Below are 14,801 nucleotides of genomic sequence, written 5' to 3'. Positions count from 1 at the left end.
CACGCAGAACACAGTCATGCAAACGCCTCCGCCCTCCACTCCGCGTACCGAGCCCACCGACGCCGACGTCGAGGCCTTCAAGCAGCAGCTCGGGCGGCCGCCGCGCGGGTTGCGGGCGATCGCGCACCGGTGCCCGTGCGGGCAGCCGGACGTCGTGGAGACCGCGCCGCGGCTGCCGGACGGGACGCCGTTCCCGACGCTGTACTACCTGACGTGTCCCAAGGCCGCGTCCGCCATCGGGACCCTTGAGGCCAACGGCGTGATGAAGGAGATGACGGCGCGGCTGGAGAGCGATCCGGAGCTGGCGGCGGCGTACCGGGCCGCGCACGAGGACTACATCCGGCGCCGGGACGAGATCGAGGAGCTGACGGGCTTTCCGAGCGCGGGCGGGATGCCGGACCGGGTGAAGTGCCTGCATGTGCTTGTCGCGCACGCGTTGGCAGCGGGGCCCGGGGTGAACCCGCTCGGTGACGAGGCTCTGGCGATGCTGCCGGAGTGGTGGCTCAAGGGCTCCTGCGTCGTCACCGGCGAGTGACGCACCCCCCAGGGGGCTCCGCCCCCTGGACCCCCGAGACCTTCGCCCACCCACCACCCGACTCGGTCGGTCGAACGGTCCCCGCCCCGGCTCGGTCGGTCGAACGGTCGCCCACTCGGCTCGGTTGGAGGAACGGTCGCCGCCCCGGCTCGGTCGGCCGAGAAGTCACGAACAGACAAGGACCCCACCGTCATGACCCGCGTCGCCGCCATCGATTGCGGTACCAATTCCATCCGGCTGCTTGTCGCCGACGTGAACCCTGAGACGGGGGAACTCGTCGATCTGGAACGCCGTATGACGATCGTTCGGCTCGGGCAGGGTGTCGACCGGACCGGGCGGCTCGCGCCGGAGGCGCTCGCGCGGACCTTCGCCGCCTGCCGTGAGTACGCGGCAGTGATCAAGGAGCACGGCGCGGAGCGGCTGCGGTTCGTGGCCACCTCCGCCTCCCGGGACGCCGAGAACCGCGACGAGTTCGTACGGGGCGTGCTGGACATCCTGGGCGTGGAGCCCGAGGTCATCAGCGGTGACCAGGAGGCCGAGTTCTCCTTCACGGGGGCGACCAGGGAGCTGAGTGGTCGCGACGACCTCGCCAAGCCGTTCCTCGTCGTGGACATCGGCGGCGGTTCGACGGAGTTCGTGGTCGGCGAGGAGCACGTGCGGGCCGCGCGGTCCGTGGACGTCGGCTGCGTGCGGATGACCGAGCGGCACCTGGTGCACGAGGGACACGTCAGCGACCCGCCCACCGAGGCCGAGACCGCCTCGATGTGGGCCGACATCGAGCGCGCCCTCGACCTCGCGGAGGAGACCGTGCCGCTGCGCGAGGCGCACACCCTGGTCGGTCTCGCCGGCTCCGTCACCACCCTCTCCGCCATCCACCAGGACCTGCCGGAGTACGACTCCGTGGCCATCCACCACTCGCGCATCCCCTACGCCCGGGTCCGGGAGATCACCGAGTGGCTGCTGCGTTCGACGCACGCCGAGCGGGCGGCGATCCCCTCCATGCACCCCGGCCGCGTGGACGTCATCGGCGCGGGCGCCCTGGTCCTCCAGTCGATCATGGAGCGGGTGGGTGCCCAGGAGGTCGTGGTGAGCGAGCACGACATTCTGGACGGCATCGCCTGGTCGGTCGCCTGACCCACAGGTCGGCGTGATCCAACCTCGGATGAGCATGCGAAACGACGGGTGAGCGCCCCGAACGGCCTATGACACGCCGTGCCACGACACCTCGCCGGAAAACTTCGTGAAGTTCTTCACAAGGAATTCGGTGCAGGTGAGGGGTCCGGAGGGGTCTCTTGGTCCGTTCGGGGGCTCAACAGGCCCGAGCGGACGCTCGGGGGAGCGTCCAGGGGGTGTTCCTGGAGGCGCTCGTGAGGGTGATATCGGGGGTCCTCACGGTGCCCCCGGAAGCCTGGAGAGGCAGCTCACGCGGCATTGACAACGGGTCGTATCGGAAGCGGGTTCCCGCCGATGACCATGACCTGCGTCACGTGGGCCGCGGAGTGTAGCACGACCCCTGTGGAACCTTGTGAAGGGGCGCACGAGCGGGCCCCTCGGGGCGGGTGGATACTCGATGCCATGAGCACCACGGAGCGTCCCAGGATCCTCGTAGTAGGCGGTGGGTACGTAGGCCTGTACGCAGCTCGGCGCATCCTCAAGAAGATGCGCTACGGCGAGGCGACCGTCACGGTCGTCGACCCCCGGTCGTACATGACCTACCAGCCCTTCCTCCCCGAAGCCGCCGCCGGCAGCATCTCCCCTCGGCACGTCGTCGTCCCGTTGCGACGCGTGCTGCCGAAGGCGGAGGTCCTCACCGGCCGGGTCACCACCATCGACCAGGACCGCAAGGTCGCCACGATCGCCCCGCTGGTCGGCGAGGCGTACGAGCTGCCCTTCGACTACCTGGTCATCGCGCTCGGCGCGGTCTCCCGCACCTTCCCGATCCCCGGCCTCGCCGAGCAGGGCATCGGCATGAAGGGCATCGAGGAGTCCATCGGCCTGCGCAACCACGTCCTCGAGCAGCTGGACAAGGCCGACTCGACGACCGACGAGGAGATCCGCCGCAAGGCGCTCACCTTCGTCTTCATCGGCGGTGGCTTCGCGGGCGCGGAGACCATAGGCGAGGTCGAGGACATGGCCCGTGACGCGGCGAAGTACTACAAGAACGTGTCCCGCGAGGACATGCGCTTCGTCCTGGTCGACGCCGCCGACAAGATCCTTCCCGAGGTCGGGCCCAAGCTCGGCCAGTACGGCAAGGAGCACCTGGAGAGCCGCGGTGTGGAGATCTACCTCTCCACCTCGATGGACTCCTGCGTCGACGGTCACGTGGTGCTGAAGAACGGCCTCGAGGTCGACTCCAACACGATCGTCTGGACGGCCGGCGTCAAGCCGAACCCGGCGCTCGCCCGCTACGGTCTCCCGCTCGGCCCGCGTGGTCACGTGGACACCGCCCCGACCCTCCAGGTCCAGGGCACGGACTACATCTGGGCCGCGGGCGACAACGCCCAGGTGCCGGACGTCGCCGCCCGCAAGGCCGGTGTCGAGAACGCCTGGTGCCCGCCGAACGCGCAGCACGCGCTGCGTCAGGCCAAGGTCCTCGGCGACAACGTGGTCTCCGGTATGCGGGGCTTCCCGCAGAAGGAGTACAGCCACGCCAACAAGGGCGCGGTCGCCGGTCTGGGTCTGCACAAGGGCGTCGCGATGATCGTCCTGGGCAAGACGAAGATCAAGGTCAAGGGCCGTCTGGCCTGGTACATGCACCGTGGCTACCACGGTCTGGCGATGCCGACCTGGAACCGCAAGATCCGCATCTTCGCCGACTGGACCCTCGGCATGTTCCTCAAGCGCGAGGTCGTGTCCCTGGGTGCCATGGAGAACCCCCGCGAGGAGTTCTACGAGGCCGCCAAGCCGGCGCCGGTCGCCGCCCCGAAGGCCGAGGAGAAGGCCAAGGCCTCCTGACCCCGGTCACCGGTCGCCGAAGCAGCTGAACCGACGAAGGACCTCCCGCCATCCGTGGTGCGGGAGGTCCTTCGGCGTTCCCGGGAGCCGGCGCGACGATTCCGGGAGCCGCCGCAATTACATGTTGGCTACATCTTTTTTGCCCAGCCGTAACTCCTTTGCGGGACTGCGCTGCTGCCTCCACGGTGTTTACGTGGTAACCGGCATCCGGGATCGATGTCTTGGAGGTGTGCGCCATGGCCGACGCCGCGTCGCGGCTGGGGAGAGTTGCCGAGCAGGTGCTGGGGGTCCCGCTCCCGGTACGGCTGCGGGCCTGGGACGGATCGCAGGCGGGACCGCCGGACGCGCCGACGTTCGTCGTGCGCAACCGACGCGCCCTGCGCCGCATGCTGTTCAAGCCGGGGGAGCTGGGCCTCGCCAGGGCCTGGGTCGCCGGTGATCTGGACATCGAGGGCGACCTGTACGCCGCGCTGGCCGCGGTGTCGGGACTGGTCTGGGAGCGCGGGGACGGCGGCCGTACCCTCGTCCAGGCCCTGCGCGAGCCCGAGGTGCGGGCGGCCGTCCGTGAGCTGCTGCGGCTCGCCGGACCGCCGATCCCGCCGGCGCCGCCCCGCGAGGAGGTCCGCGGACGCCGGCATCTGCACACCCGCCACAGCGACAGACGGGCCATCAGCCACCACTACGACGTGGGCAACGACTTCTACGAGATCGTCCTGGGCCCGTCCATGGTGTACTCCTGCGCATATTGGGGGGCCGTCGACAATGCAGACACGCTGGAGGGCGCGCAGCGCGACAAGCTCGAACTCGTCTGCGCGAAGCTCGGACTGACCCCCGGTCAGCGGCTGCTGGACGTCGGCTGCGGCTGGGGCTCGATGGCGATCCAGGCGGCCCGGGAGCACGGGGTGAGCGTCGTCGGGGTCACCCTCTCCCAGGAGCAGGCCGCATTCGCCCGTAAACGGGTCGCGGACGCGGGTCTGACGGACCGGGTGGAGATCAGGGTCCAGGACTACCGGGACGTCACGGACGGGCCGTACGAGGCGATCTCGTCGATCGGGATGGCCGAGCACGTGGGGGCCGAGCGGTACCTGGAGTACGCGGAGAACCTGCACGGGCTTCTGAAGCCCGGCGGGCGGCTGCTCAACCACCAGATCGCGCGGCGGCCGCAGCGCGACGAGTCGGCGTACGACGTCGACGAGTTCATCGACGCCTATGTCTTCCCGGACGGCGAACTCGCCCCGATCGGCACCACCGTCACCCAGCTGGAGCGGGCCGGGTTCGAGGTGCGGGACGTGGAGTCGATCCGCGAGCACTACGCCCGCACCCTGCGCCAGTGGGTGGCCAACCTGGAGGCCGACTGGAACCGTGCGGTACGGCTGACCAGCCCCGGCCGGGCCCGGGTCTGGCGGCTGTACATGGCCGCCTCCGCCCTCGCCTTCGAACGCAACCGCATCGGTGTCAACCAGGTGCTGGCCGTGAAGCCCCCCGAGTCGGGCGCCTCCGGCCTGCCGCTGCGCACCCGTACCTGGAACTGACGGCACACCCGAAAGGGGCCCCACGGCGAACGTGGGGCCCCTTCGTGGTGCGTACGGCGCTGCCGCGTACCGCTACTCGGACTTGATCGCCGACAGCATGTTCAGCTTCGCCGCCCGCCGGGCCGGCCACAGGGCCGCCAGGATGCCGACCGTGCCGGCCAGGAGGAGGAAGACCGCCATCCGGGTCCAGGGCAGGACCAGTTCGTACGTCGGCATCTTCGCGCCGACCAACTGACCGGCCGCCCAGCCGAAGAACACGCCCAGGCCGATGCCCAGCACCCCGCCGAAGAGCGAGATGACCAGGGACTCCAGGCGGACCATCCGCTTGACCGCCTTGCGGTCCAGGCCGATCGCGCGGAGCATGCCGATCTCCTGGGAGCGTTCGAAGACCGACATGGCCAGGGTGTTGATGACCCCGAGGACCGCGACGATCACCGCCATCGCGAGCAGGCCGTAGACCATGTTCAGGATCAGTGTGAACACCTGCGCGACGGAGTCGGACAGGTCCTGCTTGTCCTGGACCTGGATCGCCGGGTTGGAGCCGAGCGCCTTCTCCAGCCTGTCCTTGGTGGCGGCGGTCGCGCCGTCCGCCGTCTTGACCATGACCTGCATGTCGGCGGGGTCGGTCACGTGCGGGGTGAGGGTGGTGTTGTCCAGCATGATCCCGCGGATCATCTGGTTGCCCTCGTAGACCCCGGCGACCGTCAGCCGCTGCGCCCTGCCGTCCTCGTAGTGGACGGTGAAGACCGAACCGGCCTTCCAGCCGTGCGACTTGGCGGTGTCGTCGTCCACGACGACGTCCGAGCCGCCGACCTTGAACGAACCGCTGTCCACCGTGAGGTCGGTCAGTTTGCCGATCGCCGAGCCGTCGACGCCGGTGAGGAACTCGGTCCCGCCGTCGATCCGGGAGGCCGCGTTGCGCAGCGGGCTGGAGGCGGTCACACCGTCGGTGGCCGCGACCTTCTTCGCGACGTCGGGGGAGAGCGGGTTGCGGTTGGCCATCGAGACGACGTAGTCCGCGCGGATCGCCGCGCTCGCCATCTTGTCGATGGACTTCTGCAGGCTGCCCGCCATCACCGTCATGCCCGTGATCAGAGTCAGCCCGATCATCAGCGCCGAGGCGGTGGCGGCCGTACGGCGCGGGTTGCGCACCGAGTTCTGGCGCGCGAGCTTCCCGGAGACGCCGAACCCGCGCAGCAGCGGGGCCGCGGCCGCGATCAGCGGGCGGGAGAGCAGCGGGGTGAGGACGAAGACGCCGATGATGAGGAGGACCGCGCCCAGACCCATCGGGGCCTGGCCGTCGCTGCCGCTCATCGTCGTCGCCGCCAGGATCACCGCCACGCCCGCCGCCGAGAACAGGGCGCCGATCGTGTTGCGCAGCACCAGCGACTTGGTGGTCGGCGCCGAGTGCAGCGCGCTCATCGCGGCGACCGGCGGGATCTTCGCGGCCCGGCGGCCGGGCAGCCAGGCGGCCAGCATGGTGATGACCACGCCGACGGCGAGCGCGGCGGCGACCGTGCCGGGGGTGACGACCAGCGGACCGTCCGGGACGGACGCGCCGAACGAGCCCATCAGCGCGCGCAGTCCGGCGCCGATGCCGATACCGGCGGCCAGGCCGGTCACCCCGGCCACCGCGCCGACCACGAACGCCTCGATCAGCACCGAGCGGGTGACCTGGCGGCGGGAGGCGCCCACCGCCCGCAGCAGCGCCAGCTCCTTGGTGCGCTGGGCGACCAGCATGGTGAAGGTGTTGGCGATGATGAACGTACCGACGAACAGGGCGATGCCGGCGAAGACCAGCAGGCCCTGACGCAGGCCGCTCATGCCGTCGGCGATCTGCTTGGCCTGGTCGTCGGCGAGCTTCTTGCCGGTGGTGGTCTCGACGAGCTTCTGCGGAAGCGCCTGGTCCAGCTGGGACTTGAGGGCGGCCTGGCCGGTGCCGGACCTCGCGGTCACGTCGATCTCGTCGTACGCGCCCTTCTTGCCGAACAGCTGCTGCGCGGTCGCCGTGTCGAACAGGGCGAGGCTGCCGCCGGCCGTGACGTTGCCGTCGTCGGTGGTGAAGATGCCGGCGATGGTCGGGGTGAGGACCGGGCCGTTCACCGAGATGCGCACGGTGTCGCCGACCTTGTAGCCGGCCCGCTCGGCGGTCTTGGAGTCGATGAGCACCTGGTCGGCGCCGCTGGGCGCGTGGCCGCTGACGAGCGGGTAGCGGGCGTCCTTGGTGCCCCAGTAGTTGCCGCCCGCGGACTGCCAGCCGCCGCCGATCAGCTTGCCGTGCTTGTCGGCGATGGCGGTGAAGCCGGAGACGACCCCGGTGGCGGAGGCGGCCCCGGGGACCTTCCCGGCCTTGTCGAGCACGGCCTGGGTGAGGTCGGGCACCTTGCCGACCTGGTCGCCCTTGGAGTCCTGGTACTTGGCCTGTACGGCGACGTCGACGCCCTTGAAGCCCTTGGCGGAGCTGTTCTGGTAGGCGTCCGAGATGGTGTTGGTGAAGACCAGGGTGCCGGAGACGAACGCGACGCCGAGCATGACGGCGAGCACGGTCATCAGCAGCCGGGCCTTGTGCGCGAGTACGTTGCGCAGGGCGGTGCGGAACATCAGCTGGTGCGGCCCTTCGCGTCGAACTGCTTCATGAAGTCGAGGACCGTCTCGGCCGTCGGCCGGTACATCTCGTCGACGATCCGGCCGTCCGCGAGGAAGACCACGCGGTCCGCGTACGAGGCGGCCACCGGGTCGTGGGTGACCATGACGACGGTCTGGCCCAGCTCACGCACCGAGTTGCGCAGGAAGCCCAGCACCTCGGCGCCGGAGCGGGAGTCCAGGTTTCCGGTCGGCTCGTCGCCGAAGATGATCTCCGGCCGGGAGGCGAGCGCGCGGGCGACGGCGACGCGCTGCTGCTGGCCGCCGGAGAGCTGCGAGGGACGGTGGCTGAGCCGGTCCTTGAGGCCGACCATCTGGATCACGCTGTCCAGCCACTGGTTGTCCGGTTTCCGCCCCGCGATGTCCATCGGGAGGGTGATGTTCTCCAGTGCGGTCAGCGTCGGCAGCAGGTTGAACGCCTGGAAGATGAACCCGATCTTGTCCCGGCGGAGCTTGGTCAGCTGGCGGTCCTTCAGGGAGCCCAGCTCGGTGTCACCGATCCGCACGGAACCCGAGGAGAAGGTGTCGAGGCCGGCCACGCAGTGCATCAGCGTGGACTTGCCGGAGCCGGACGGCCCCATGATCGCGGTGAACTCGGCCTGCCGGAACTCGACGGTGACCCGGTCCAGGGCGACCACCTGGGTCTCGCCCTGGCCGTAGATCTTCGAGAGGTCCGTGGCGCGAGCGGCCACGGAGGTGGTCCGCCGGTCGGCGATGGGTGTGGTGGACACGGAAGAGGCTCCTGTCGGGACGGCGTTGTTCGTACGGCCGGACCATCGTCTCCGGCGCACCGGCCCGTGTAGTCAGCCGCAGTTCCCGTTCCGGAGGCCGACCAAGGGGGGACCGGAGGGGGCCGAGGTCATACCTGGGGATGACGGCGGACCCTGAGACTCCGATGGGAAGCGCTTGCTCCGAATCGTCGAGAACAGGTGGAGCCCCCTTGTTCGGACGGTGAAATTCCGTCATTCCGCGTACGCGCGCACCCACCGCGCGTAACGCTATTGGCAAGTGCGGATGGCTCGTTCCAGGGGCTGATGCTCCCTCAGACGTCAATAAAATAAGACAACATGGGGGACCCGTCCGCTGTTCGGGGGACGCCTCCCCGATAGGCTCGGGAACTCGTAGCGGAGCCCATGGCCTGCCCGGATGGTGGAATGCAGACACGGCGAGCTTAAACCTCGCTGCCCCTCGCGGGCGTACCGGTTCAAGTCCGGTTCCGGGCACTTCCCGCGCCTTCGCGCGCCTCCTCGGAGGCGCGTCGGCTCATCCCTCGTAGACCGTCAGGACGGCGCCGTCGACCTCGACGCGCCGGCCCGCGCGCATTCCGTTGCGGCGCAGGGCGCCCAGGCACTCCTCGAAGAGGATCAGTTCCTCGGCGTCCAGGATCGCGGCGGCCAGGTCCAGGAGTTCGGTGACCGAGGCGTCGGTGAGCACCTCGGGCAGTTCCCCGGACAGCAGGACGACGGACTCGCCGTCAGGGCCTCGGACCACTGCCGTTGCGGGTCCGCCGTGCACGAACAACACATCTTCCCCCTGAGAGCCCGTGGTCGAGCGGCTCTCGCGTTCCCGGGCAGGACGAGAGACTAGCCCTGGATCTTCCCGCTTTCGTGCGGAGTCGGATTCTTTTTCCGACTTGGCGGAAGAACGTCCGGGAGTGGACCGATGGCGGTCACTTCTCCCGGGAGGACCTGGGGGCGCGGTCCAGCAGGGACTCGACCAGTGCGGCGACATGCCGGCGGTCGTCGGACGACAGCTTCTGGACGCTCGCGATGAGCAGCGCGACCTCGGGGTCGGCGGCCGCGCCGTCCGGTTCCGCGTCCGGCGAGGTGTCGTACACGTGGATCCCGCAGGCCTCGGCGGCGGCGCGGCGCACCGCCTCCAGCGGGAGCTCCAGCCCCTTGGCCAGGCCTTCCAGGGTCGTCGTCTGGGGCATGCGGACCAGGCGCTCGGTGGTGGCGAGGTGGTGGACGGTGGAGCGGGGGACGGAGCCGCGGCGCGCCACGTCACCGTAGGACCAGCCCTTGCGGTCGAGGTGCTCGCGGATCAACTGCTGCAGTGCGTTGGCCACTGACCCGTCACTTCCTGCTCGCCGCCGGCGGAGTCCGCCATGTCGCGGCCGATTCTACGGTCGGGTCGGCGATCGGCCGAGAGGGTGATTTTCCGAAGGGGTTGCGCGAGGGGTCTCCGAGCCCGTAGTGTCCAATCTCGTTGGACAGCACGTCCGACCAGATTGGACAGAGTCCGGGGGGAACCTGACTCGTTCCGATCGGAAATGTCTATCCCTGAGGGGGAAAAGATCATGATGGACGCCCATGAGCTCGAGGCCGAGTCCGCGGAGCTGCTGCCGGGTCGTGAGGCCCTGGGCAAGCTGAAGTTCGGCTTCGGCAAGACGGTCAACGTCACCAAGCACGTCGCGAACATCAGCGCCCACAACGAGTCCGCCGCCCTGAACGACCACTCCTCGTGGTCGGTGGCCGACTCCGGCGCCGCCCAGACCATCAGCGTCACCCAGTAACACCGTCCCGGCGCACGGCGCCGGGACCCTCGCGACCGACCTCACTCTCACCGCACACGCAACGAAAGGACATCCGTCATGAGCATGGACATGAACGAGCTGGAGAACGAGTCCGCCGAGCTGCTCCCGGGCCGCGAGGCCCTGGGCAAGCTGAAGTTCAGCTTCGGCAAGACGGTCAACGTCACCAAGCACATCGCCAACATCGACGCGACCAACCAGTCCGCCGCGCTGAACGACCACTCGGCCTGGTCGTCCGCCGAGTCGGCCGCCGCGCAGACGATCAGCGTCACCCAGTAGTCCCCGCGAGCGCCACCGCCGTCGCCCCGGCGGTGGCGCTCTTGGGCATCGGGGGGGAACTTCATGGGGGATCCGGGGGGAGACCACATATGACGGTGCTCGGAGACGGGACCGCCGCGCTGTACGACACGGGCCCGGTGCCCGGACCCGGCGGCTGGCCGGTGACCTACGAGCAGGTGGCGACGGGCAACCTGCCGGTGGTGGAGGCGCCGTCGCCGGTCCCGAGACTCAGCGCGGGACTGCGGCTGCACGGCGAGTACCAGGGGTCGGGTTTCACCGAGCCCAAGTACATCGCCCGTCGGGGGGACGGGCAGGTCGTACAGCTGTCCAGGCTGCTGTACCTGGTGGCGTCGTCGGTCGACGGCGTCCGCGATGCCGAGGCCATCGCCCACCGGGTCAGCGCCCGCTTCGGCCGCGAGGTCAGCGGGGAGAACATCCGCTTCCTCGTCGAGAAGAAGCTGGAACCGCTGGGGGTGACGGTCCCGGAGGGCCAGGAGGACGACGAGGTCGACGCCCCGCGCTCCGACCTGCTGCTCGCCCTCAAGGGCCACCGGGTCATCTTCAACGAGCGGCGCACGATGAAGATCGCGCGTTCGCTGGCATGGCTGCACCGGCCGGCCGTGGTCGCGCTGGTGCTGGGCTCGGCCATAGCCATGGACGTCTGGCTGTTCGGGTTCTTCGGGGCGATCGAGCCCGTCCTGCAGGTACTCGACCAGCCGGTCCTGATCCTCGTCGTCTTCGTGCTCACCGTGGCCTCCCTCGTCTTCCACGAGTTCGGTCACGCCTCCGCGTGCAGATACGGAGGAGCCCGGCCCGGCTGTATCGGGTGCGGGCTCTTCCTCATCTGGCCCTCGATGTACACCGACGTCACCGACGTCTACCGGATCGGGCGGGGCGGCCGGCTCCGCACCGACCTGGGCGGCGTCTACTTCAACGTCGTCTTCATGCTGGCCATGGCGGGCGCCTACTTCGCCACCGGCGCGCAGTTCTTCCTGGCCACGGTCTACCTCGGGCACTTCGAGATCCTGGAACAGCTGATGCCGGCCGTACGGCTGGACGGCTACTACATCCTCGGCGACCTGGCCGGGGTCCCGGACCTGTACGGCAAGATCAAACCGATCCTGCTGAGCCTGGTGCCGGGGGCGAAGGGGGACACGGCCCGGCAGGAGGTCGCCGGGCTGAAGAAGTCGGCCCGCGCGATCGTCGCCACCTGGACGCTGACGATGGTCCCGCTGATCATCGGCGAGCTCGGCTACGCCATGTGGAACCTGCCCCGGATCCTCACCACGATGACCCGCTCGCTGACCGAGCAGCTCATGGGCACCGGTTCGGCGTTCATGGACGGGAAGATCGTCGAGGGCCTGGTCGGGACCATCGGCTCCGTGATGCTGCTGTGCCCGATGGCCGGTGTGGTCTATCTGTCCGTGAAGATCGGCGGGCGGATCTTCCGGGCCGCCAAGCGGTCGACGGACGGCCGGCCCGCGCTCCGGCTCGTGGTCTGCGCGCTCGCCCTGGCCGCGCTCACCGGGCTCAGCTACGCCTGGGTGTCCGGGGTGACCCCGAAGCCGCTGCCCAAGCAGCCGCCGATCGCACCGATCCTCCAGCCGGGGGTGCCGACCGAGGAACCGCCGACACGGCAGGCCTCGACCCCGGAGGGACCGACGGGCTCAGGCTCCCCGTCGGACACGGTGTCCGGTGTGCCGGCCGCCTCGCCCGGGGCGAGCGCCGGGCCCTCGGCCGAGTCGACGTCGCGCGGGGCGTCCGCCTCCGCGTCGCCGTCCGCCTCCGTGTCGGGCCGCCCCGGCCGGGAGGCCACGTCACCGGCGCCCACCGGCGGGGGAACGGTCACCGGCCCGACGGCCTCGTCGTCGGCGAGCGTCCCGGTGACCCCGACGCCCACACCGTCGGAGAGCGTGCCGGTGTCCACGACGCCCTCCAGCCCGTCCTCGCCGCCGGTCAGCGAGTCGCCGGCCAGCCCGGCACCGGCCACGTCCTGACGAGCGGCACCGGGCCGCCGCCGTACCAGCCGTACCGCGGCGGCCCATGGTCACCGAACCATCCATCGCAGCAGCACAGCACAGGAGCACTTCATGAGCATTCACCGAAAACCACGCACTCCGAGCCCGCTCACCCGACGGGCCCTCGGGCTCGGCCTGTTCGCCGCCGGGGTCGCCGGGGCGGCCGCGGTACCGGCACAGGCGGCCACCCTCGCGCCGCACGCCGCGTTCGCCTCCGACCACGTCTTCAGCCACGCGGACCGGGGTCACCACACCCAGACCAGTGACTCGTTCACGATCCGTCAGTTCGGCACGGTCAACGCCGCCACCGCGCGCAACCAGGCCAACGCGGTCGGGGCCGGCTGCTCGGCCGACGACCACTGCCGGTCGGTCGCGCTGTCCTTCCAGATCGTCACGATCGGCGGGGAGCACACGCACCTGAACGCGGTGAACCTCAGCGACGCCGCCAACAAGGAGTGCACGGGCTGCCAGACCCTGGCCGGCGCCTACCAGTTCGTGGTCTCGACGCCGACCGCGCTGAGCTTCGACAGCGCGACCCGCGGCAAGCTCGACGACATCCACCGCCGGCTCGACGCGCTGACCCGCTCCACCCTGCCCGCCGCCGAGCTGCGCTCGAAGGTCGACGGGCTGGCCGGCGAGGTCACCGCAGTCCTCCACGACGCGGTCGCGAACGCCCCCAAGGGCGACCCGAAGACCGACGTCACCCTGCACCGCCACCTGGACGGCTGGCCGGGCCACTGACCCCGAGCATCGTCGTCCCGTGATCCGGCCGCCCGGCCCACGACCGCCTCCGGCGGGCCGGGCGGCCGGTCACGTGCGCGCCGCGGACATCGGCGTGTCCTCGGGTGTGTCCATTGACATGGGGTACGACCGGACGGAGACTCGGAGGAAATCGGTGAAGTAAATTTCACCAGACGAACATCGGCTCGCGCGGACACCGGATCACGCGAACATCAGTGGAAGGGAACGACCGATGCGCACCACCGTCGGCATCATCGGAGCCGGACCCGCCGGGCTCCTCCTCGCGCGGCTGCTGCACAACGCGGGCATCGACTCGGTCGTCCTGGAGAGCCGCGACCGCAGCTACGTCGAACACCGCCAGCGCGCCGGGATCCTGGAGCAGGGCACGGTGGACGTGCTGCGGGCGGCCGGCGCCGGGGAGCGCATGGACCGCGAGGGCCTGCGCCACGACGGCATCGAACTGCGCTTCGCGAAGCAGCGCCACCGCGTGGACTTCCCCGGCCTGACCGGCGGCCGGTCCGTGATGGTCTACGCCCAGACCGAGGTCTGCAAGGACCTCATCGCCCTCCAGCTCAAGGAGGGCGGCCCGCTGTTCTTCGAGGCGGAGGCGCTGGAGGTCGAGGGCGCCGAGAGCGAGCGGCCACGCGTGCGGTTCCGGCACGAGGGCCGGGAGGACGTCCTGGAGTGCGAGTACGTCGTCGGCTGCGACGGCTTCTGGGGAGTGGCCCGCAAGGCGTTCCCCGCCGGACTCTCCCGGGTCTTCGAGCGGACGTACCCCTACGCCTGGCTGGGCATCCTCGCCGATGTCGCCCCCTCCCACGACGAACTGGTCTACGCCCGCCACGACCGCGGCTTCGCCCTGCTCTCCATGCGCTCCCCGTCCGTCTCCCGCCTCTACCTCCAGGTGCCGGCCGGCACCCACGCCGAGGCGTGGCGCGACGAGGAGATCTGGGACGAGCTGGAGCGGCGCTTCGAGACCGACGACGACTGGCGCCTGGAGCGCGGGCCGATCACCCAGAAGTCGGTCACACCCATGCGGTCCTACGTCCACGAGCCCATGCGGCACGGCCGGGTCTTCCTCGCCGGGGACGCCGCCCACATCGTGCCGCCGACCGGCGCCAAGGGGCTGAACCTCGCCGTCGGCGACGTCGTCACCCTCGCCCGCGCCCTCGCGCACGAGAAGGAGACCGGCTCGCCCGAGCTCCTGGAGACCTACTCGGCGACCTGTCTGCGCCGGATCTGGCAGGCCGAGCGCTTCTCGTACGACATGACGACCCTGCTGCACACCGGCCCCGAGGACACCCCCTTCGACGCCCGGCTGCAGCTGGCCCGGCTCGGCCGGATCGCCTCCTCCCGGGCGGCCGAGACCGACCTGGCGGAGGCCTACACCGGGTTCCCCCTGGATGCCTGAGGGCATCTGGGGGCACCTGAGGCCATCTGAGGACATCCGGGGGATCTCTGGCCGATTCCGGTCGTGTAGCGGCTTCGTCATGGAATGAAGCCCTCCGTGGCCGGGAATCAGGGGTCCGCGTAGCGTGTTGCGCAGCACGGTGAGGGAAAGATCC

General features: G+C 70.2%; 13 protein-coding genes and 1 tRNA gene. 10 read left to right on the top strand and 4 right to left on the bottom strand.

The genetic code is table 11. The features are described from left to right. Window positions 1-16: 16 nt before the first annotated feature. The 4 genes from ACIRR9_RS13030 to ACIRR9_RS13015 all read left to right on the top strand — a co-directional run bounded on the left by ACIRR9_RS13030 (window position 17) and on the right by ACIRR9_RS13015 (window position 5,022). Window positions 17-535: a DUF501 domain-containing protein gene (locus ACIRR9_RS13030; RefSeq protein WP_384559934.1), complete on the top strand. Its 519-nt coding sequence runs from the start codon at window positions 17-19 to the stop codon at window positions 533-535. 192 nt (window positions 536-727) lie between these two features. Next, window positions 728-1,669 (top strand): exopolyphosphatase, encoded by a 942-nt coding sequence (locus ACIRR9_RS13025; RefSeq protein ID WP_403750632.1) that lies wholly within the window; start codon window positions 728-730, stop codon window positions 1,667-1,669. Window positions 1,670-2,110: 441 nt separating this feature from the next. Next, window positions 2,111-3,490 carry an NAD(P)/FAD-dependent oxidoreductase gene (locus ACIRR9_RS13020; protein WP_365341122.1) on the top strand — a complete coding sequence of 460 codons (1,380 nt, stop codon included), beginning with the start codon at window positions 2,111-2,113 and terminating at the stop codon, window positions 3,488-3,490. 236 nt (window positions 3,491-3,726) lie between these two features. Continuing rightward, complete coding sequence (locus tag ACIRR9_RS13015; protein ID WP_403750630.1) at window positions 3,727-5,022, top strand: class I SAM-dependent methyltransferase; 1,296 nt, start codon at window positions 3,727-3,729, stop codon at window positions 5,020-5,022. Between the two features lie 72 nt (window positions 5,023-5,094). On the opposite strand, the gene ACIRR9_RS13010 is transcribed toward ACIRR9_RS13015, so the two are convergent. Together ACIRR9_RS13010 and ACIRR9_RS13005 are read right to left on the bottom strand one after the other, a co-directional pair. Continuing rightward, the gene (locus ACIRR9_RS13010) at window positions 5,095-7,623 is read right to left on the bottom strand and encodes an ABC transporter permease (protein ID WP_403750628.1); all 2,529 of its coding nucleotides are present in this window, start codon (window positions 7,621-7,623) and stop codon (window positions 5,095-5,097) included. After that, complete coding sequence (locus tag ACIRR9_RS13005) at window positions 7,623-8,396, bottom strand: ABC transporter ATP-binding protein (RefSeq protein ID WP_365341116.1); 774 nt, start codon at window positions 8,394-8,396, stop codon at window positions 7,623-7,625. The genes ACIRR9_RS13010 and ACIRR9_RS13005 overlap by 1 nt, the downstream gene beginning before the upstream one ends. A 409-nt stretch (window positions 8,397-8,805) precedes the next feature. Between ACIRR9_RS13005 and ACIRR9_RS13000 the strand changes: the two genes are divergently transcribed. Next, window positions 8,806-8,888, top strand: a tRNA-Leu gene (locus tag ACIRR9_RS13000). A gap of 40 nt (window positions 8,889-8,928) precedes the next feature. On the opposite strand, the gene ACIRR9_RS12995 is transcribed toward ACIRR9_RS13000, so the two are convergent. Continuing rightward, window positions 8,929-9,156 (bottom strand): hypothetical protein, encoded by a 228-nt coding sequence (locus ACIRR9_RS12995; protein WP_384559925.1) that lies wholly within the window; start codon window positions 9,154-9,156, stop codon window positions 8,929-8,931. A gap of 178 nt (window positions 9,157-9,334) precedes the next feature. Beyond that, window positions 9,335-9,733, bottom strand: a complete 399-nt coding sequence (locus tag ACIRR9_RS12990) for a transcriptional regulator (protein WP_384559923.1) — start codon at window positions 9,731-9,733, stop codon at window positions 9,335-9,337. A gap of 231 nt (window positions 9,734-9,964) precedes the next feature. Here ACIRR9_RS12990 and ACIRR9_RS12985 point away from each other — a divergent pair, with 231 nt between their 5' ends. The 5 genes from ACIRR9_RS12985 (at window position 9,965) to ACIRR9_RS12965 (ending at window position 14,647) form a co-directional block, all read left to right on the top strand. Next, on the top strand, window positions 9,965-10,180 hold the full coding sequence (locus tag ACIRR9_RS12985) for a hypothetical protein (RefSeq protein WP_185149294.1): 216 nt from the start codon (window positions 9,965-9,967) through the stop codon (window positions 10,178-10,180). 78 nt (window positions 10,181-10,258) lie between these two features. Further along, window positions 10,259-10,477 (top strand): hypothetical protein, encoded by a 219-nt coding sequence (locus tag ACIRR9_RS12980; protein WP_365341110.1) that lies wholly within the window; start codon window positions 10,259-10,261, stop codon window positions 10,475-10,477. A gap of 89 nt (window positions 10,478-10,566) precedes the next feature. After that, complete coding sequence (locus ACIRR9_RS12975; protein WP_403750624.1) at window positions 10,567-12,474, top strand: hypothetical protein; 1,908 nt, start codon at window positions 10,567-10,569, stop codon at window positions 12,472-12,474. Window positions 12,475-12,567: 93 nt separating this feature from the next. Beyond that, entirely contained in the window at window positions 12,568-13,236 is a 669-nt protein-coding gene (locus ACIRR9_RS12970; RefSeq protein WP_365341106.1) for a hypothetical protein, read from the top strand. 232 nt (window positions 13,237-13,468) lie between these two features. Then, window positions 13,469-14,647 carry a 4-hydroxybenzoate 3-monooxygenase gene (locus ACIRR9_RS12965; RefSeq protein WP_403750622.1) on the top strand — a complete coding sequence of 393 codons (1,179 nt, stop codon included), beginning with the start codon at window positions 13,469-13,471 and terminating at the stop codon, window positions 14,645-14,647. Window positions 14,648-14,801: the final 154 nt, after the last annotated feature.

This window comes from Streptomyces sp. NPDC101234 (assembly GCF_044767525.1).
Lineage (GTDB): Bacteria > Actinomycetota > Actinomycetes > Streptomycetales > Streptomycetaceae > Streptomyces > Streptomyces sasae.
This window is presented reverse-complemented; position numbering and strand designations above follow the sequence as displayed.

Coding starts and splice junctions, on each gene's coding strand:
- ACIRR9_RS12965 (WP_403750622.1), top strand. CDS start 13,469: ATGCGCACCACCGTCGGCATCATCGGAGCCGGACCCGCCGGGCTCCTC.
- ACIRR9_RS13015 (WP_403750630.1), top strand. CDS start 3,727: ATGGCCGACGCCGCGTCGCGGCTGGGGAGAGTTGCCGAGCAGGTGCTG.
- ACIRR9_RS13030 (WP_384559934.1), top strand. CDS start 17: ATGCAAACGCCTCCGCCCTCCACTCCGCGTACCGAGCCCACCGACGCC.
- ACIRR9_RS12985 (WP_185149294.1), top strand. CDS start 9,965: ATGATGGACGCCCATGAGCTCGAGGCCGAGTCCGCGGAGCTGCTGCCG.
- ACIRR9_RS13010 (WP_403750628.1), bottom strand. CDS start 7,623: ATGTTCCGCACCGCCCTGCGCAACGTACTCGCGCACAAGGCCCGGCTG.
- ACIRR9_RS12975 (WP_403750624.1), top strand. CDS start 10,567: ATGACGGTGCTCGGAGACGGGACCGCCGCGCTGTACGACACGGGCCCG.
- ACIRR9_RS12980 (WP_365341110.1), top strand. CDS start 10,259: ATGAGCATGGACATGAACGAGCTGGAGAACGAGTCCGCCGAGCTGCTC.
- ACIRR9_RS12970 (WP_365341106.1), top strand. CDS start 12,568: ATGAGCATTCACCGAAAACCACGCACTCCGAGCCCGCTCACCCGACGG.
- ACIRR9_RS13025 (WP_403750632.1), top strand. CDS start 728: ATGACCCGCGTCGCCGCCATCGATTGCGGTACCAATTCCATCCGGCTG.
- ACIRR9_RS13020 (WP_365341122.1), top strand. CDS start 2,111: ATGAGCACCACGGAGCGTCCCAGGATCCTCGTAGTAGGCGGTGGGTAC.